The 17,087-nt window shown below is 33.4% G+C and carries 19 protein-coding genes; 16 read left to right on the forward strand and 3 right to left on the reverse strand.

All coding sequences use genetic code 11. The annotated features are described in order from the left end of the window. Positions 1–4: 4 nt before the first annotated feature. The 14 genes from gldD to ACQ5J2_RS05060 all read left to right on the forward strand — a co-directional run bounded on the left by gldD (position 5) and on the right by ACQ5J2_RS05060 (position 11,193). Positions 5–574: a gliding motility lipoprotein GldD gene (gene gldD, locus ACQ5J2_RS04995; RefSeq protein ID WP_432672632.1), complete on the forward strand. Its 570-nt coding sequence runs from the start codon at positions 5–7 to the stop codon at positions 572–574. A gap of 32 nt (positions 575–606) precedes the next feature. Next, positions 607–1,302: a GLPGLI family protein gene (locus ACQ5J2_RS05000; protein WP_432672633.1), complete on the forward strand. Its 696-nt coding sequence runs from the start codon at positions 607–609 to the stop codon at positions 1,300–1,302. A 70-nt stretch (positions 1,303–1,372) separates the two neighbouring features. Next, entirely contained in the window at positions 1,373–2,098 is a 726-nt protein-coding gene (locus ACQ5J2_RS05005; RefSeq protein WP_432672634.1) for a GLPGLI family protein, read from the forward strand. Positions 2,099–2,147: 49 nt separating this feature from the next. Continuing rightward, complete coding sequence (locus ACQ5J2_RS05010; RefSeq protein WP_432672635.1) at positions 2,148–2,864, forward strand: GLPGLI family protein; 717 nt, start codon at positions 2,148–2,150, stop codon at positions 2,862–2,864. Positions 2,865–3,139: 275 nt separating this feature from the next. After that, a complete protein-coding gene (locus ACQ5J2_RS05015; RefSeq protein WP_432672636.1) occupies positions 3,140–3,793 on the forward strand; it encodes a hypothetical protein in 654 nt (217 codons plus the stop codon). Positions 3,794–3,937: 144 nt separating this feature from the next. Then, on the forward strand, positions 3,938–4,186 hold the full coding sequence (locus tag ACQ5J2_RS05020) for a hypothetical protein (RefSeq protein WP_432672637.1): 249 nt from the start codon (positions 3,938–3,940) through the stop codon (positions 4,184–4,186). 49 nt (positions 4,187–4,235) lie between these two features. Further along, positions 4,236–4,931, forward strand: coding sequence for a GLPGLI family protein (locus ACQ5J2_RS05025; protein WP_432672638.1), 696 nt, complete (start codon positions 4,236–4,238; stop codon positions 4,929–4,931). 31 nt (positions 4,932–4,962) lie between these two features. Further along, positions 4,963–5,259 (forward strand): carboxypeptidase regulatory-like domain-containing protein, encoded by a 297-nt coding sequence (locus ACQ5J2_RS05030; RefSeq protein ID WP_432672639.1) that lies wholly within the window; start codon positions 4,963–4,965, stop codon positions 5,257–5,259. Positions 5,260–5,416: 157 nt separating this feature from the next. Further along, entirely contained in the window at positions 5,417–5,737 is a 321-nt protein-coding gene (locus tag ACQ5J2_RS05035) for a hypothetical protein (RefSeq protein ID WP_432672640.1), read from the forward strand. Between the two features lie 8 nt (positions 5,738–5,745). After that, the gene (locus ACQ5J2_RS05040; protein ID WP_432672641.1) at positions 5,746–6,474 is read left to right on the forward strand and encodes a GLPGLI family protein; all 729 of its coding nucleotides are present in this window, start codon (positions 5,746–5,748) and stop codon (positions 6,472–6,474) included. Between the two features lie 106 nt (positions 6,475–6,580). Further along, positions 6,581–9,247, forward strand: coding sequence for a carboxypeptidase-like regulatory domain-containing protein (locus tag ACQ5J2_RS05045; RefSeq protein ID WP_432672642.1), 2,667 nt, complete (start codon positions 6,581–6,583; stop codon positions 9,245–9,247). Between the two features lie 156 nt (positions 9,248–9,403). Then, complete coding sequence (locus tag ACQ5J2_RS05050) at positions 9,404–9,883, forward strand: hypothetical protein (protein ID WP_432672643.1); 480 nt, start codon at positions 9,404–9,406, stop codon at positions 9,881–9,883. 381 nt (positions 9,884–10,264) lie between these two features. Continuing rightward, positions 10,265–10,624: a hypothetical protein gene (locus tag ACQ5J2_RS05055; RefSeq protein ID WP_432672644.1), complete on the forward strand. Its 360-nt coding sequence runs from the start codon at positions 10,265–10,267 to the stop codon at positions 10,622–10,624. A gap of 77 nt (positions 10,625–10,701) precedes the next feature. Continuing rightward, complete coding sequence (locus ACQ5J2_RS05060) at positions 10,702–11,193, forward strand: hypothetical protein (protein ID WP_432672645.1); 492 nt, start codon at positions 10,702–10,704, stop codon at positions 11,191–11,193. Between the two features lie 200 nt (positions 11,194–11,393). On the opposite strand, the gene ACQ5J2_RS05065 is transcribed toward ACQ5J2_RS05060, so the two are convergent. After that, positions 11,394–11,933, reverse strand: a complete 540-nt coding sequence (locus ACQ5J2_RS05065; RefSeq protein ID WP_432672646.1) for a heavy-metal-associated domain-containing protein — start codon at positions 11,931–11,933, stop codon at positions 11,394–11,396. 122 nt (positions 11,934–12,055) lie between these two features. Here ACQ5J2_RS05065 and ACQ5J2_RS05070 point away from each other — a divergent pair, with 122 nt between their 5' ends. Together ACQ5J2_RS05070 and ACQ5J2_RS05075 are read left to right on the forward strand one after the other, a co-directional pair. Continuing rightward, positions 12,056–12,922, forward strand: coding sequence for a DMT family transporter (locus tag ACQ5J2_RS05070; RefSeq protein ID WP_432672647.1), 867 nt, complete (start codon positions 12,056–12,058; stop codon positions 12,920–12,922). A 6-nt stretch (positions 12,923–12,928) separates the two neighbouring features. Further along, positions 12,929–13,336 (forward strand): DUF2007 domain-containing protein, encoded by a 408-nt coding sequence (locus ACQ5J2_RS05075; protein WP_432672648.1) that lies wholly within the window; start codon positions 12,929–12,931, stop codon positions 13,334–13,336. 73 nt (positions 13,337–13,409) lie between these two features. Here the strand turns inward: ACQ5J2_RS05075 and ACQ5J2_RS05080 are convergent, their stop codons facing one another. Together ACQ5J2_RS05080 and ACQ5J2_RS05085 are read right to left on the reverse strand one after the other, a co-directional pair. Next, positions 13,410–15,446 (reverse strand): M16 family metallopeptidase, encoded by a 2,037-nt coding sequence (locus tag ACQ5J2_RS05080; RefSeq protein ID WP_432672649.1) that lies wholly within the window; start codon positions 15,444–15,446, stop codon positions 13,410–13,412. An 8-nt stretch (positions 15,447–15,454) separates the two neighbouring features. After that, complete coding sequence (locus tag ACQ5J2_RS05085; RefSeq protein ID WP_432672650.1) at positions 15,455–16,780, reverse strand: M16 family metallopeptidase; 1,326 nt, start codon at positions 16,778–16,780, stop codon at positions 15,455–15,457. Positions 16,781–17,087 lie beyond the last annotated feature (307 nt).

Raw genomic sequence — 17,087 nt, forward strand, 5'->3', positions numbered from 1 at the left:
TAGAATGAAGCACAAGTTTTTATTATTTTGGCTCCTTGCGGTTGGATTATTTGTGTTTTCTAGTTGTAAGGAAGACGTTTTGCCAAAACCGATGGCCAACTTGCGATTGGATTATTCGGAAGCCACTTATAGAACTTTTGACGACCCTTCATGCCCCTTTACTTTTGAAGTGAATAGCGACGGAAAAATCAAGCAAGAAAAAAATTGTAATTTGTCCGTTCATTACCCAAAAATGAAGGCGACGATTTACTTCACGCTCAAACCTGTCAATAACAATATCGATTTACTGTTGAGAGATGCTCAAAAACTTACCTACGAACATGTAGTGAAAGCGGATGATATTATCGAGCAACCTTTTATCAATAAAAAAGACAATGTTTATGGGATGTTTTATGCCGTAAACGGAAATGCCGCAACCAACGCACAGTTTTATCTAACCGACAGTACCCGTTACTTTGTGGATTGTTCGGTATATTTTTATGCAAAACCCAACTTTGATTCAATTATGCCTGCTGCAAGTTATCTTCGAAACGACCTGCAAAACATGATGGAAAGTTTTCGTTGGAAGAAATAGTGGCTCTTAGACTTAAGTTAAACTTAATAATTATGATGAGGAACTTAATACTTTTTTTATTAATATCGTCAAGTAGTTATGCCCAAACCAATTCGGTTAAAGTAAATTACGATTTAAAAATTGGCTATGATGAGGGTTTTTCAAATGATGACGTTCTCAAAGATTATTATGCAAAGACACAAAGAGGTGCTGAATTTGTACATTTCAATTTAGAAGCTAATAAATTGGCTTCCTATTTTGAGATGAAAGAAACGATGCAAAGTACGGAAGTTGATTTTGCAACCGCTTTTTCAGAAGCTTCCACATCTTATTATACAGAATCAAATTCTAATCAGAAAATGCGATATGAGAATGGCTACTTGGGTGAGTTTCGAGTTGGTTATTCCGAAAAAACAGAATGGAAATTAGAAAATGAGACCAAATACATCGATGGCTTTTTGTGTTTAAAAGCAACTTCTGAACAGGTTGTAGTTCGACCGGAGAAGACGTTTAAACATCCTATAATTGCTTGGTATTGTCCATCTATTCCCTTTAGTTTTGGGCCAAATGGATTTAACGGATTGCCCGGTTTAATTTTAGAATTGCAAGTTCGGAACATAACTTGGGGTGCGACAAAAATTGAATTGAGTAAAGAAGATAAAATTATTGAAAAACCTACAAAAGGTAAGCTACTTTCAGAAGAAGCATATTTTAAAATGATTGCTGCACCACCGTCGTTTTCCAGATAATTGTATCTAAAGTTAAGTTTTCAGAAGTAGCTGAAAAAGTATATTGTCGAAAGAATTTAATTTTATAATGATGAAAAAGTTATTATTAATTGTTGCAATTTTATTTTTAAATACTAGTTCGGCTCAACAGAATAATATTTATGTTGAATATTCGGTCAAAATTTATGATGAAGAACGGTTAAAAGGAGTTGATTCGGACTTTAGAAAAATGTTTGTTGAAGCAATGGATAATGCTGAAAATATTTCATTCGGATTGATTGTTACTAAATCAGGTTCTAAGTTTTATGATCAAGAAAGAATGACAACATCTGGCAATGTAAATTTCGTGATGGGTTCTACAGCTTTTACAGGGTATACAGGTGAAGTTTTTCAATATTTAGATAACCTTTATAAATATTCGCCAACATTAGGTAGGGATGTGATGGTGAAAGAAGATTTGGTGAATAATTGGGAATTGCACAATGAAACCAAACTAATTGACAATTACCTGTGTTACAAAGCAACGAATGTAAATCGAGTAGACAACGGTTCAGGTCGAATTTTTAACCATCCAGTTATTGCATGGTATTGTCCACAATTGCCTTACAGTTACGGACCAAATGGATACAGTAATTTGCCTGGATTAATCTTGCAACTTCAAGTTAGGAATGTCGTTTTTGCGATAAAAAAGATGGACTTAAATTCTGATTTAGATTTTGATGCTTCGTTTCTGAAAACGGTAAGAACGATAAGTTTGCAACAATTAAACAAAAAAATAGAGGACGAGATGGAGCTTTTAGGAAAGTCACTTAGATAATAAATTTTAAACTCTAAGTTCTGATATGCTTTTTTAATAATTAATTTTTATGAAAAATATACTAATCATTTTATTATTGTCAATTTCCTTTATTGTGGATGCACAATCAAATGAGGTGATTTATGTGAAATATAAAACCGTAAAAGCTGTTGGCGAAAATGTTCCAGAACTAGAACCTCATTTTAAAAAGGGTTTGAAAATGTATGCAGATGCGGTTGAAGAAATTGAGTATGACTTGATAGCGAATGATGTTGTAGGAATTTTCAAGAAAGCGGAAAAAATGACTATTGAAGAGGAACATCCATTGTCGAAAGCAATTGGAACGGGAATTTATTATACAAATTTAAAATCTAAAGAAAAGATTAAGCAAATAGAATTAGGAGAAAAGTTTAATGTGATTTATCCATTCGATGAATACAAATGGGAGATAACTTCTGAAACGAAGATTATAAATGGATTCAAATGTTATAAAGCTAAAACGTATAAAGAAAAATATATTAAATGGAAAAACAAAACTAGTATAACAAATCCAGAAGTTTGGTTTGCTCCAGAGATTCCTTTTGGATACGGTCCTTTTGGTCTAATTGGTTTACCTGGTTTAATTTTAGAAGCAACTTTAAATGGCAAAATATTTTACTATGCTACGAAGATTGATTTAGATTATAAAGATACTTCTTATTCAGAGTTAGACATGCCAAGTAAAGGAAAATTTGTCACAGAAAAAGAGATGGAAGATATTCAAATTAATGCTTCTTCCAAAGATTAAATAATAATTATTTTCAATTCTTAACACCTAAATCCCTCCTACTTTTCATCCATATTTCCCTCTCCGCCTTTTCCCAAAAAACAATCACGGAATACGTTTCTTAATCGCTAATCAATAACTTGATGATATTTATTTGATTTTAAAAAATATAAATAGAATTAAAACATCTTAACATTCGTTATAGTTTAACTGTACACTTTGTTAAAAGTTGAGCTTTCTTACAAATCTAGTAAGGAATGTATTTATATTTATAACTTCGAAAATAACTGCCACAAATGAATATTTTAATTGCCGAAGACCACGAATTTATCCACGAAACTTTACAGGTCTCATTTAATAAAGCTTTAGAACATGAAAAACATTCTTTTTTAAAGTGTTTGTGTTGCAAAGATGTTTATGACATAGTTGAACAACAGATATTGGAAAGAGAAATTATCCATTTTGCATTACTCGATTTTTGTATGCCTTCTTATGATGAGAAAAAAATATTTTCTGGTAAAGAAGCCGCGTTATATATCAAGAATTTGATGCCCGATTGCAAAATAATAATTATGACAGCCTCAATGGATACGCTAACAATGATTGAAATAATTCAACAAGTAAGACCTGATGGATTTTTATATAAATCTGATTTCGATTTTAATGAATTGACAAAAATTATAAAAGAAATTTCTAACGGCGGTAATTTTAGAAGCAAAAATATTAATGACCAATATCAAAAAGGATTAGAAACTAATATTCTACTTGAGCCAATCAATAGAAAAATTATAAGTTATTTAGCCTTGGGTTATAGAATAAAAGAAATTTGCGAAGAATTACATTTAACCGAACCAACAATTAATAAGCGGATTGCTAAAATTAAAGAAGAATTAAAAATAGATAATTCAAGTGGATTACTAAGAGAAGCAAAAAAAAGAGGTCTGGTATAGTTTTTCTATACCTCAAATTACAGTTAAACTATACATTTTCATAAATAACGATTTTAGATTTTGATAATTGTTTTTAATGCTACAATTTTATAAAAGGTTTAATGCATTAACCAAAAAATATTTATAAATTTAAAATTTAAAAAGATGAAAAAAGTTATTTTTAGTGCTATCGCAATGATAGCATTTGCAGGAAGTAGTATGGCGAATACTTCGGAAGTAAAGAATGTTAAAAATATAGAAAAAGTCACTTTTAGTGGTTGTGGCGATGTTTATCATGCCACTTACATCACTGCTAAACAAAATGGTGCAAATGATGACCAAGCTGGAATTGTTGCATGGAAGGCTTATGCAACATGCTTGAATGTTTTGACTCAAGCTCCTTTAAATCCTTAACATTTCATTGAGGCTTAAGATTCTTAAGCCTCTTTTAAAATTAAAAAAAATGAAACAAATAGTATTACTTATTTTATTATTTTCAACAAGTATTTATGCACAAAGCAAGTTTGTTAAAGTAAATTACGCATTAAAAATTGGATTTGACGAAGGATTTTCAAATGCGGAAGCATTAAAAGGTTATTATGCCATGGCACAAGGAGGTGCTGAATTTGTAAATTTTGATTTTGAAGCAAATAATACAGCATCGTATTTTAAATTGAAGGAAACTATTCAGAACGATGAAACGGATTTTGCAATTGCTTTTTCAGAAGGTATTAATTCTTATTATACCGAAGCAAATACTGATTATAGAATTAAATATGTAAATGGTAGATATGGCGAATTTCGAATTAACGATACAGAAAAAATAGAATGGAAATTAGAAAATGAAACTAAATACATTGACAGTTATTTGTGTTATAAAGCGACCTCAGAACAGATTGTTATAAATTCAGAAGGGACATTTAAACATCCTATTGTAGCATGGTATTGTCCCGCTATTCCATTTAGTTTTGGGCCAAAAGGGTATCAAGGCTTGCCTGGTTTAATTTTAGAATTGCAAGTTCGGAACATCACTTGGGGTGCGACAAAAATTGAATTGAGTAAAGATGATAAAATTATTGAAAAACCTACAAAAGGCAGGTTAGTAACACAAGAAGATTATAATAAATTAATGTCAGCTCCCCCGTCGTTTAATAGATAAATGCACAAATCCCTCATCTACTTATACCTCAATGACTTTCAAAAACTTCCATCTTTTAATCCTTTTATCTTTCAGTCTTTTCATCATCTCCCTCTCCGCTTTTTCCCAAAAAACAATTACGGGAGTTGTTTCTGACACCCTAAATCAACCCTTAGAATCTGCGAATTTAATTGCAAAACCGCTCCAAGAAAAAGCAGGAATCAAGTTTGCAATGGCAGATAATAAAGGCCGTTTTCGGTTAGAGCTTGACAATGATGTTAAATATGAAATCGTTGTTTCCTACATTGGTTATAGCGAAGAAATATTAATTAAAGTAAATAAATATTAACATAATGCATAGTTTTTCTATACTTAGTGGTATAGAAAAACTATACATTTTCATAAATAACAATTTTAGATTTTGATAACTGAAATTAATACTACAATTTTATAAAAGGTTTAATGCATTAACCAGAAATTATTTATAAATTTAAAATTTAAACACAATGAAAAAATTTATGTTTTCAGCTATCGCAATGATAGCATTTGTAGGAAGTAGTATGGCAAGTGATATTGCCGAAAAAGAAGTGGTGATCGAAGATTTAAAAGAGGTTCTCATTTTAGAATCAAGTACATTCACTGTGGAAAGTAGTTCTACAGTATTAGAAGCTTCTTATGGAAGCCCATCAGCTTGTATTCAATTAGCCAGAAACGCTATTTTAAGTGCTGCTAATGAATATGGATTAGACATTAGTCGCGATGGGGCTCACTTTCAGATAATGATGGATATGTATCATATGATATACCTTGACTGTTATAACAATTAATATTATTTATGAAAAAAATTATAATTATTACATTATTATTTTTATCGCAAATCAGTTATTCACAACACCCTTTTTCGGGTGTTGTTGAATATACGATAGAGCCATTAGAATCTTTTAATGCATCTGGAATTACGAACGATAAAAACTTTGATCTTAACCAAAAAAAAGAGTTAGTCGAAATTTTTTCTAAGCCTGCCTATTTTATTTTAGAATTTACTACAAACGAATCATTATATAAAAGCAAAGAACAAATAATGGATTCAGACTCAAATAAACGTGCAAAATTAAATTTTTTACAAACTTTTGGTGGCGGAGCTTCGAGCGTCTATTATTCTGATAGTAATTTAAAACGCTCACTGGCCCAAAAACTTTCATTTGGAGAAGTTTTCTTAGTAACCTATCATTTTCCAAATTGGGAAGTTACGACTGAATCTAAAAAAATAGGTGAATTTGTGTGTTATAAAGCTATTAAAAAACAAAAAAACAGTAATTCTAAAGCAACTGAAGTTGTGTGGTTCACTCCAGAAATACCAATTCAGTTTGGTCCAGCTCTATACAATGGTCTTCCGGGTTTGGTTTTAGAAGTACAAGTTGGAAAAATAAGATTTATTGCATCAAAGGTTAAGCTGAATACGGAACAAATTATAACAATCGAAAAGCCTACGAAAGGAACAAAGTTCACTGAAGAAGAATATATTAAAAAAATGGATGATTTGGCTAATGAATTAGGGTTTTAATAGTATTTAAAAAAAAAGCAAGCTTTATTGAAAATGAATTCAATAAATTTTAAATGCTGACAATATATAAACCCAAACGAAAGAATTAAAAATCAACAACTTCTCAATGCCCAAATCCCTCCTACTTTTCCTTCTTATCTCCCTCTCCGCTTTTTCCCAAAAAACAATTACGGGAGTTGTTTCTGACACCCTAAATCAACCCTTAGAATCTGCGAATTTAATTGCAAAACCGCTCCAAGAAAAAGCAGGAATCAAGTTTGCAATGGCAGATAATAAAGGCCGTTTCAGGTTGGAACTCGATAATGAAGTGAAATATGAAATCGTAGTTTCCTACATTGGGTATACCGAAGAAGTTTTGATTGTAGAACCCAACTCAACGATTACTACACACAATTTTAAACTGAAAGCTACAGGCGAAAACCTTAAAGAAATCATCATCAAACACGAGTTCAAACCCATTGTTATCAAAAAAGATACGATGACGTTTGACGTAAAAAGTTTTGCCAACGGAAACGAACGTAAAATGAAAGAAATCCTCGAAAAACTTCCCGGTGTTGAGGTAGATAAAAATGGTGGCGTTACCGTTCAAGGAAAAAAAGTGACTAAAATGCTGGTGGAAGGAAAATCCTTTTTTGGCGGAGGGACAAAACTTGCCGTTGAGAATATTCCCGCTGATGCTTTAGATAAAATTGAAGTGATTGATAATTTCAATCAAGTGGGTTTTATGAAAGAAGTTTCGGATTCGGAAGATTTGGCAATGAATGTGAAACTCAAGGAAGACAAAAAGAAATTTGTTTTTGGCGATATAGAAGCCGGTGGCGAAGTGGGAAACGGCGATAACGAATTTTATTTAGCCCATGCCGCTTTGTTTTATTACAGTCCCAAAGGCAATGTGAGTTTCATTGGCGATAGCAACAACATCGGGCGAAGTACGTTTACTTTTCAGGATTTAATGCGTTTTGACGGTGGAGCAAGTAGTTTCTTGACGGGCAGAAAATCGCTGACCAATTTATATTCGTTCACGAATGACAATACGGATGTAGTTCGGAATAAATCCAATTTTGGAGCGTTGAATTTCAGTTATACGGCTTCTGAAAAACTAGATATTTCAGGTTTTGCAATTTTCAGCAATGTGCTTTTGGCTCAAAAACTAGAAAGTAACATCGAATATTTGCAAAACGAGTCGCTTACTTTTGAAAACAGAACGACCGACTCTGAAGAGAAAACGGTTCTAGGAATTGGAAATGTAAAGTTGGATTATTCGCCTAGTAAAAAGGAAAAAATCTACTACAATGCCCAATACCAGTCGAGCAATAACGACGGAATTACTTCCTTAAAATCAATTACCAATTTAAATTCAAGTACGTTTGAAACGATGCAGAATGCCGACAATACTTCCATAAAACAATATGTGGAATGGCACAAAAGCATTAATGCAAATCACACGACAACGTTTGTAATCAATCAAGCTTTCGAAGAACAAACGCCTGAAAATACTTGGTTTACTGACCAGCCTTTTCTTGCAGGACTGATTCCGTTGCAAGACGATTCGAGTTATACCATCAATCAAATTAAAAAAACAAAAAACAACAGTATAGATGCGTTGTTCAAGCATTATTGGATCATCAATAACTTCAATCATTTATATACCAATGTGGGAAATAATTACGGAAAATCAGATTTTAGTACATCTGAAAAACAGCTTTTAACCAACGGTACAATTAATGATTTTGCAGCAGCAGGTTTCGGAAACGATATTAATTACCAACTCAACGACGCTTATATTGGTTTAGAATATAAATTTAAAATTGGCATTTGGACCAATAAACCAGGGCTGTATTTTCACTGGTATGATTTAAAAACCCAACAATTGGATGCCAATTATGCAATGACTAAAACCTTATTTCAACCGCAATTTACGAGTGAGTTGGAATTTAATAAATCAGAGTCATTGGAATTTAATTACAAATTAGAAAACGATTTTCCCGATGCTAATTTGTTAGCCAATCGTTTTAGTTTGCAAGGCTACAATTCAGTTTACAAAGGAAATGCGTTGTTGCGAAACGAGCGTTTTCACTCTGCCCGATTGAGTTACCGAAAGATGAACATGTACCGTGGCATTACCTTATTTGCCTATGCTAATTTTAATAAAAAAGTAAAAACCATCCGGAATGACGTGGTTTTGAGTGGCATCAATCAGTTTAGCACCCCAGTAATTACTGATAATCCAGAAACCAATTGGAGTTTTTACGGTTCGTTTGAAAAAAAAATCTACCATTTTAGAGCGGGAATAAATACGTCTTTAAACTGGTTTTCGTACAAACAAACGTTGAATGACATCACGACCCAAAACGACCGAAGTAGTCAAAACATAGGTGTTACTTTACGAACGGCTAAAAAAGATTGGCCCAGTTTAGAAGTAGGTTACAAAAAAGGATTCAGTCAGTTTAATGGTTTGACACAAAGCAATTATAAAACAGACGCCTTCAATACCGAGGGTTCGATTGAGTTCTTGAAAAACTTTGTGTATAAATTCAGTTACGAAAACCTGAAAAATACCGACGATAACAACCAGACCAATTTTTATGAAATTGCCAATACTTCGCTCAGGTATCAAGAAAAAAACAATCCGTTTGGTTTTGAGCTCTCGGTAAATAATGTCTTTGACAACCAACGAAAAAACAGTTTTTCGTTCTCTGATTTCAGCATCGTCAATAATTTTAGGTACGTGATGCCAAGGGTTATTTTGTTTTCAGTGAGTTATAAGTTGTAGGGCTTATTTCATAGCAATAGTGTTTACCTAAGATTATTAGGCAAACCACTTATCTAAAAAAAGTTAATAACTGTGTTGATAACTACTGAGCAGCAGTGGTTTAAGATATTTGTAAATTTTCTAAATTCGTTACTATAATTATTAAATATAAATAATATGGCAAACGTAAACAACAACAGATTAGACCTAATTATTGACGAACCTACCCTTACTAAAATTAATGACGCAGTTACATCATTATTGAGTTTTCTTCCCCAAGCATCCCTAACAGATGAAGAGCGAGGCAGTATGGTATCAATGGATGTAGACAACAAAGTATTTGCTGACAATGTACTGATTGAGGCACAAGGTCCTGCCAAAAACATTTTACCACCCTTTATTGACTTGCAAATTTTTGAAAACGACCTTACTCTAGCTGAACAAGCAGATGCTATTGCTTCTAAATTTGCCGAAGTATCGCGAAGAATTAGTGACATACACCGCATTGCATCAAGCGAAACAATGGCTACCTCTTCATTGATTTATAACCTGATTCATGCCGCAAATAAAGCTGGCGTGAGTGGCGCTAAAGAGCCCTATGATAAATTGAAAAAGAGGTATGACAAATTAGGACGAAAAACGGACAATGGTGTTTAAAAAAAGACTTGTAGAAGAATAATCGGTTCTTAGAAACCGATTATTTTTAGGATTAAAATACACGAAAAACGTATTATTTGTAACAAGTAAAGCATAATAAATGCGTTTGTAATTACATAAAATGCTCAACTTACTCAATTTTTATGCGGTTATTATGAATAATTAGCAGCAAAACTCACAGTTTTAATGCAATTTTTAGTACATAAATTGCTTGAAACACACAATTTTTATGCCTTTTTTGTGAATAATTAGCAGTAATATGAGCACTATTAGTGCTTTTTTCGTCTTATAATTTAAATATTGATGCCAAGCAATGAACAATACGGCTTGTGTTTTTAAGTATAAAGTAGGTAGATAGTTACAACCCCTTACACTGCACTGATGATGGAAAATAAAGAAACAACAATTTTAGAAACGGTACCCTCCATAGGAAATTTAATTGCCCGGTATTTTAAAGAACACCGCACTTTCAAGAGTTCACTTTCCAGAATATTGGGCGTGCGTCCACAAACCGTGCTGGCCTATCGCTCTAAAACTTCGATGCAAACCGATACCATCTGGAAACTAAGCCTCATACTCAAACACAATTTCCTGAAAGACTTGGCCGACCAGTTGCCCAAAGATTTTTCTACTTTTACGCCACCCGATACCACTCTTCAGGACCGCATTGCCGCATTAGAAAAAGAAAACGAACGCCTCAAAGTGGAAGTTAGTATTTTAGAAAGGGTGTTAGGGAAGTAGGAATAGTGTATATTTACTATGCAATTATAGACTGTCAAGTATTTAGCATATGGTCTGAACCTGTAAATTAAAAAATTATGAAAAAAACATTTATTATAATAATAAATGCGATTTTATTAAACTCTTGTCATTTTTTTAGTCCAGTTGATAGTAGTATTCAAACTAAAAATGTTGATTTTAATGAAGTTGATATCATAGGAAAATGGAAATTAGATAAGTTTTCATATGAATATTTGTGTATGAAAGAAAATGTAGATAGCATATATATCATTTTTAAAGCAGACAGTACATTTATTTTAAATAATTCTAAAGATTTATTTAAATGGAAATATTGGACTTCTGATTCTTCTAATGCAAAAGAAAATGGTGCAATTGATAATTTAAATACATCTGGAACTTGGAAAATCTCCGACTATAAAAGTGCTAATCTTAAATTATTAGAAATTACTTACACTGACAAAACAACTCAAACTGGTATTAATGTATATAAAAAAGGTGTTAATTATCAGATTTGGTATTTTTTCGGCGACCCAGACACAGGGGAAAGGTTACGGTTTTTAAAAGAATAATGTACGCTATCTTCTGCAATCCCACCTGCTGCTCCATTGCATCGAGTACCTACTTATAATCAAAAAACAAATGGAAGCGTTTGCAACGCGACTCACTAAAGTGACAACATTGATTAAGACTTTATTTTATGTTAATAACCCACTAACAATAAAAAAGGAACTCAATCGAGTTCCTTTTTTTATTAATTTTCTACTAAAAATTACATCGTTTCTTTTTTCTCAGAACATGCTTTTTTAGATGAACAACAAGCTGGTGTAGCTGTCTTTCCTTCAGCTGCTGCTTTTTCCTCTGCTTTACGTTCTTTCTTTGATTTTTTCTTCTCTTTTTTAGGTTTTTCTTGAAACAGACTCGCATGGTCTGCTGATGATTTCAAGTTAGAAACTTTATAAGAATCGCCACCGTTTACTGCTTCTACTTTTTCAACTAATTTCTCAGGAGAAGTAACAGCAGAATCGTACTCAATAGTCGCTAATTTTTTCTCAAAATCGATGGTTGCTTTTTGAACACCTTCGGTAGCGGTTAATTCTTTTTGAATTTTAGAAGCGCACATGATTTCGCAAGACATTCCATCAATGGTAAAACTTGCTGTTTCAACTTTTCCAACTGCAGCAACTGTTTTCGTTTCTGTTGTTGTTTCCGTTGTAGATTCAGCTGCAGTTTCAGTAGCGGCAGCTGCATTGTCTTTACAACTAGTCAAAAACATCGTTGAAAGCGCTAAGATTAAAAGGGATTTTTTCATATTCGTAGTATTTAAATTATAAAAATTATCAATCAAGCTATTGGTAATTAGTTGCAAAAATAATCAAAAAAGCATTTGAAATTCATTTTAAAGTTAGAATTTTGCCAATCAAAATTTTAGGTATGTTTTCAAAGCATTTGAAGTGGATTTTATTGTTTGTTCTCGCATTAATTTGGGGTAGTTCTTTTATATTAATCAAGCGCGGTTTGATTGGGTTAACGCCTTATCAACTGGGTTCATTACGAATCATTTTTGCCACACTATTTCTTTTAATAATAGGATTAAAAAGCATCACTACGATTCCCCACGGCAAATGGAAATACATTGCATTGACGGCATTTATAGGAACATTCATGCCCGTGTATTTATTTTCCATAGCAGAAACAGAAATCTCTAGTTCCATTACTGCAGTTTTAAATTCGTTAACGCCACTTGGAGCTTTGGTTATTGGGGTTTTTGCATTTGGATTGCAAGTGCAGAAGCGGCAAATATTCGGAGTAATTATTGGTCTTGTAGGAAGTGTTTTATTGATTTTAAATGGAGCAGCAAACAACCCCGACCAAAATTATTGGTATGCGTTGCTCGTCGTTTTTGCAGCTTTTTGCTATTCGCTCAACATTAATTTAATAAAAAGGCACTTGTCAGATGTGAAACCTTTGGCCATTACAACCGGAAATTTTATGGTCTTAGTAATACCTGCACTTATCGTATTGTTTTCTACCAATTTCGTGTCGGTTGTAGGGCAACCGGATGTGCAACATGCAATGATTTACATTGCTGTTTTAGGGATTGTAGGTACGGGTATTGCCAATATCATTTTCTTCCGATTGATTCACATGTCGTCGCCTGTTTTCGCTTCGTCCGTAACCTACATGATTCCCGTAGTCGCTTTTTTCTGGGGAATTTTAGACAGCGAATTGTTTACACCTATTCAGTATCTAGGCGCTGTAATTATTTTTGTGGGAATTTATTTGTCAGCTAAAAAATAGTCCTAAATGAAACTCATAACCGTACAAGTTTTTGATAATCCAATTGATATGCATGTGCTCAAATCAAAATTGGAAAGTGAAGGGATTCATTGTTACATTTTTGACGAACATACTGTTGCCATAAACCCTTTGATGAGTCAGGGAGTTGGAGGTATAAAATTAAAAGTAGATGAAAGCGATAGTGATAAAGCGCTTTTGATATTACAAGAAATTCAGGCTGTTGCTACGCTTGATGATGATGGAAAAGCAATGGTTTGTCCCAATTGTGGCTCCACAGATTTATATGCCAACTTTAAATCGATGAAAGGAACTAAAGGAATTCTGTCGATGGTCGTTATGTTCTTCTTTGTGGTGTTTCCGTTTTATTATAAAAACGTTTATAAGTGCAAAAACTGCGACACAGAATTCAAGTAATTTAGGAACCTATCTAAAATAAAAAATGACCGCCATTACTGACGGTCATTTCCATTTGGGGCAAAAATTTTAATTATTTGAAATCAGCATCCGAAACTCCTTCGTTTACTTTGATTTCAGAGATTTTGATATCTAAATCAATTCCTACATTCATAATGATTGTATAAGGAAATTTAACACCTTTTACTTCTTTGTAATCTTTGTAAGAAGTAGTAACAACAATTTTCTGACCACCTTGCTCTTGAGTTGCTTCATCAGCAACTTTCAAACCTGATTTTACATCATAATACGTTACTGTTTTTCCTTTGGTTACACCATACGCATCAGAACCGTCAATAGATTCGATAGCAGTAAGTGTTCCGTAAGTAGCGTCTAATTCTGGGAATAATTTAGCACTTGCTTTCGTTTCTGCAAAATCAGCTGCAGGAACATCCATTTTTTGTCCTTGTGCTGTCATATAAGCAGAAGAGTCGCCAATAACTTGTTTTGACATACTCATCGCACCCATAGAAATATCAACCATCAATCGACTTTTACTGTCGTTTTTTGAAGTATAAGTCAATGGTTGTGGTGCTTGTGGAATTGTAGTAGAACCAACCATCATTACTGATTTTACAGATTTAACTGCTTTGTCTCCACCAACTGCTTTAATATAGTTGTCATAAACTGTTTTAAGAGTTACACCTGCAGGAATTTCTTTAGATGTAGCTGGTTTTTCTGTTGGGTTACCAAATTTATCAAAGTAGAAAATTGGCATTTTCAATGATTCCAATCCTGCTAATACATCAGAAGCTTTTCCAGTAACTAAAACCCGGATGTTATCTTCATGGAAATATTTTTTAGAAACTCTTAAAATGTCGTCTGCAGTAACTGCATTGATGTTTTTTACGTAGTTTTCAAAAAAGTCATCTGGTAACTTTTGCGTTTGAGCCAAAAGTGCATAACGAGCAATTGTACCTGGTTTTTCCATTGCCATAACGAAACTACCTACGTAACCAGCTTTAACGTTTTTCAACATTTCGTCTTCTACTTTTTCTGATCTAATTTTTTTGATTTCTTTGAAGAATTCAACAACAGCACTATCTGTTACGGCATTTCTAACTTGTGTGTTGGCTTTAAATTTACCAACATACTTGTTTCCACGTATGCTTGAACGAGCACCATAAGTCCAACCGTGAGCTTCTCTCAAGTTCATGTTCAAGTAACTGTTAAAGTCACCACCTAAAACTTGATTAGCAAGGAGAACAGCAAAATAATCTTTGTCTGTCATTTTTAAATCAGAAACATTCACTAATGAAATTTCGGATTGAACCGCATTGGGCATATCCACAAAGTTAATTTGAGAATATTGCACATCTTTAGGATCGGTGTAAACTACGGCTGGAGCAGCTGCCTTTTTCCAATCTTTAAACGATTTCTCAACCGCTTTCTTAACGTCTTTAAATTTTACATCTCCAATGATTACTAAATAAGCATTTTCGGGTACGAAGTAAGTAGCGTATTCGTTTTTAACATCTGCTAAAGAAACATTGTTGATTGTTGCTTCAGTCAAATACTCACCACTTGGGTGTGTTTTTCCGTAAAACAATACATCTTCAACACGACCTGCAACTGCAGTAACGCTTTTCTCTTCGCTTTTTAATCCTTCAAGAAGTTTTGCTCTTTCTTTTTCTAATTCTTCTTGAGTGAAAACAGAGTTTAATGCTCCATCAACCAAAAGCGATAGCATTTTATCAGTGTATTTTGATAATCCACTTGCGTAAGCACCATTTAAATTAAATCCGATGTTGGCTCCTAAGAAATCCACTTCTTCATTAAACTTATCTTTGGGCATCTTAGCAGTTCCATTACCCATCATGCTGCTTGTTAAGTCAGCAACACCTTTCTTAGCGCCTTCAGCATAAGGAGCATTATCGATGCTTAGGTTAAAGGAAACTCGTGGTAATTTATGGTTTTCTACTACCATTACTTTCAAACCATTTTTTAATTCAAATGTTTGAGGTTTTCCAATATTAATTACTGGAGCTGGCCCTGGTTTGGGCATTGGTCTGTCTTGTGCTTGCATAATTGTTGTTAAGAACAAGCTTACTATAAATAGGGTTTTTTTCATGATATATCTTATTTTGTCGCTTTATCTTTTGCAGGAACGTAATCCAAAAGCAAACGCTGATTTGGGTTTAAATACTTTTTAGCTACATCTCTAATTTCTTCACGTGTGATAGAACGGTACATTTCAATCTCAGTATTGATCAAATTGATATCGCCATAAAGCATGTGATAACTAGCCAAATTTTCTGCAATTCCTTCAATGCTTGTATTATTGTTTACGTATTGATTGTCATAAACGTTTTGCAATTTTTGAAAGTCTCTCTCAGAAATCAATTCAGTTTGCATCTTTTTAATCTCTTCGTCAATATTTGCCGTCAAAGTTTCAGATGTGTTTTCACCCATCGGAATTCCGTAAATCAAATACATACCGTAGTCTTCTTGACTGTTGTTAAAAGCACCAACTTGTAAAGCCATTTTCTTCTCATCAACCAATTTCTTGTACAAACGAGAACTTTTACCATCACTTAAAATAGTAGAAATCATGTCCAATACTTTAGCATCTCTTGTTTTCATGGAAGGAGTTCTAAACGCTTGAATCACCATTGGCAATTGAATGTTCGGGTCTTCATAAGTAGCATTGATTTGCTTAGTGATAGGAGCTTCAACAAAAGTTTCCTTTTTCACATCAGCACCTCTTTTAATAGTTCCAAAGTATTTATTCACCCATTTAAGTGTTTGAACAGGGTCAATATCTCCTGCAACAACTAAAACAGCGTTGTTAGGAACGTAGAATTTCTTGTTAAATGCTTGAAACTCTTCTAAAGTTGCAGCATCTAAATGTTCCATAGATCCAATTGGAGCCCAACGGTAAGGGTGTTTTGAAAACAAGTTTTCTTTAACTACTGTAAATAAATTTCCGTAAGGAGAATTATCAACACGCAATCTTTTTTCTTCTTTTACAACTTCGTTTTGAGTATCAACACCAATTTGGTTGATAACTGGATGCATCAATCGTTCTGATTCCATCCATAATCCCAACTCTAAACTGTTTGAAGGGAAAACTTCGTAGTAGTATGTTCTATCGTCAGAAGTGTTGGCATTGTTCGTACCACCATTTCCAGAAACGATTTTGAACCATTCTCCTCTTTTGATGTTTTCTGTTCCTTCAAACAAAAGGTGTTCAAAAAAGTGAGCAAAACCCGTGCGTTCTGGGTTTTCGTCTTTAGCACCTACGTGGTACATTACAGATGTAATTACTACTGGTGCCGATTTGTCTTGATGCAAGATAACATGAAGACCATTTTCTAAAGTGTACTCCTCAAAATTTACTTTCTGAGCTGAAGCAACACTTCCAAGCATGAGAACTGAACTCAAAGCCATTAATGATTTTTTCATAACTATTAATAATTTGTTACTGGTTTATACTGATTAGTAGTTTAAACAGTAGGTTTGTTACACCAAATTTAAGTTATTTTATAGAATTTACTTTCAAATTTCATGCTAAAAGTTGATTTTAAGGCAAATGACAACGTTTTTAGAGCAAGTAGTTACGTGTTTCAGGGCTGTATAAAAAGAATTATGATTCGTGGAAATCGCGTGAGCGTTCCCGCGTCATGCGTGAGTCTCCACACATTTTACGTGAGTCAGTACATATTTCGCGTGACTGTTCACGCGTCACGCAGGAGTACGAACGCCTCTCCCG

Origin of the sequence: Flavobacterium sp. SM2513 (assembly GCF_050908145.1) — a bacterium.
In the GTDB taxonomy this organism is placed as follows: domain Bacteria; phylum Bacteroidota; class Bacteroidia; order Flavobacteriales; family Flavobacteriaceae; genus Flavobacterium.

Coding starts and splice junctions, on each gene's coding strand:
- gldD (WP_432672632.1), top strand. CDS start 5: ATGAAGCACAAGTTTTTATTATTTTGGCTCCTTGCGGTTGGATTATTT.
- ACQ5J2_RS05000 (WP_432672633.1), top strand. CDS start 607: ATGATGAGGAACTTAATACTTTTTTTATTAATATCGTCAAGTAGTTAT.
- ACQ5J2_RS05005 (WP_432672634.1), top strand. CDS start 1,373: ATGAAAAAGTTATTATTAATTGTTGCAATTTTATTTTTAAATACTAGT.
- ACQ5J2_RS05010 (WP_432672635.1), top strand. CDS start 2,148: ATGAAAAATATACTAATCATTTTATTATTGTCAATTTCCTTTATTGTG.
- ACQ5J2_RS05015 (WP_432672636.1), top strand. CDS start 3,140: ATGAATATTTTAATTGCCGAAGACCACGAATTTATCCACGAAACTTTA.
- ACQ5J2_RS05020 (WP_432672637.1), top strand. CDS start 3,938: ATGAAAAAAGTTATTTTTAGTGCTATCGCAATGATAGCATTTGCAGGA.
- ACQ5J2_RS05025 (WP_432672638.1), top strand. CDS start 4,236: ATGAAACAAATAGTATTACTTATTTTATTATTTTCAACAAGTATTTAT.
- ACQ5J2_RS05030 (WP_432672639.1), top strand. CDS start 4,963: ATGACTTTCAAAAACTTCCATCTTTTAATCCTTTTATCTTTCAGTCTT.
- ACQ5J2_RS05035 (WP_432672640.1), top strand. CDS start 5,417: ATGAAAAAATTTATGTTTTCAGCTATCGCAATGATAGCATTTGTAGGA.
- ACQ5J2_RS05040 (WP_432672641.1), top strand. CDS start 5,746: ATGAAAAAAATTATAATTATTACATTATTATTTTTATCGCAAATCAGT.
- ACQ5J2_RS05045 (WP_432672642.1), top strand. CDS start 6,581: ATGCCCAAATCCCTCCTACTTTTCCTTCTTATCTCCCTCTCCGCTTTT.
- ACQ5J2_RS05050 (WP_432672643.1), top strand. CDS start 9,404: ATGGCAAACGTAAACAACAACAGATTAGACCTAATTATTGACGAACCT.
- ACQ5J2_RS05055 (WP_432672644.1), top strand. CDS start 10,265: ATGATGGAAAATAAAGAAACAACAATTTTAGAAACGGTACCCTCCATA.
- ACQ5J2_RS05060 (WP_432672645.1), top strand. CDS start 10,702: ATGAAAAAAACATTTATTATAATAATAAATGCGATTTTATTAAACTCT.
- ACQ5J2_RS05065 (WP_432672646.1), bottom strand. CDS start 11,933: ATGAAAAAATCCCTTTTAATCTTAGCGCTTTCAACGATGTTTTTGACT.
- ACQ5J2_RS05070 (WP_432672647.1), top strand. CDS start 12,056: ATGTTTTCAAAGCATTTGAAGTGGATTTTATTGTTTGTTCTCGCATTA.
- ACQ5J2_RS05075 (WP_432672648.1), top strand. CDS start 12,929: ATGAAACTCATAACCGTACAAGTTTTTGATAATCCAATTGATATGCAT.
- ACQ5J2_RS05080 (WP_432672649.1), bottom strand. CDS start 15,446: ATGAAAAAAACCCTATTTATAGTAAGCTTGTTCTTAACAACAATTATG.
- ACQ5J2_RS05085 (WP_432672650.1), bottom strand. CDS start 16,780: ATGAAAAAATCATTAATGGCTTTGAGTTCAGTTCTCATGCTTGGAAGT.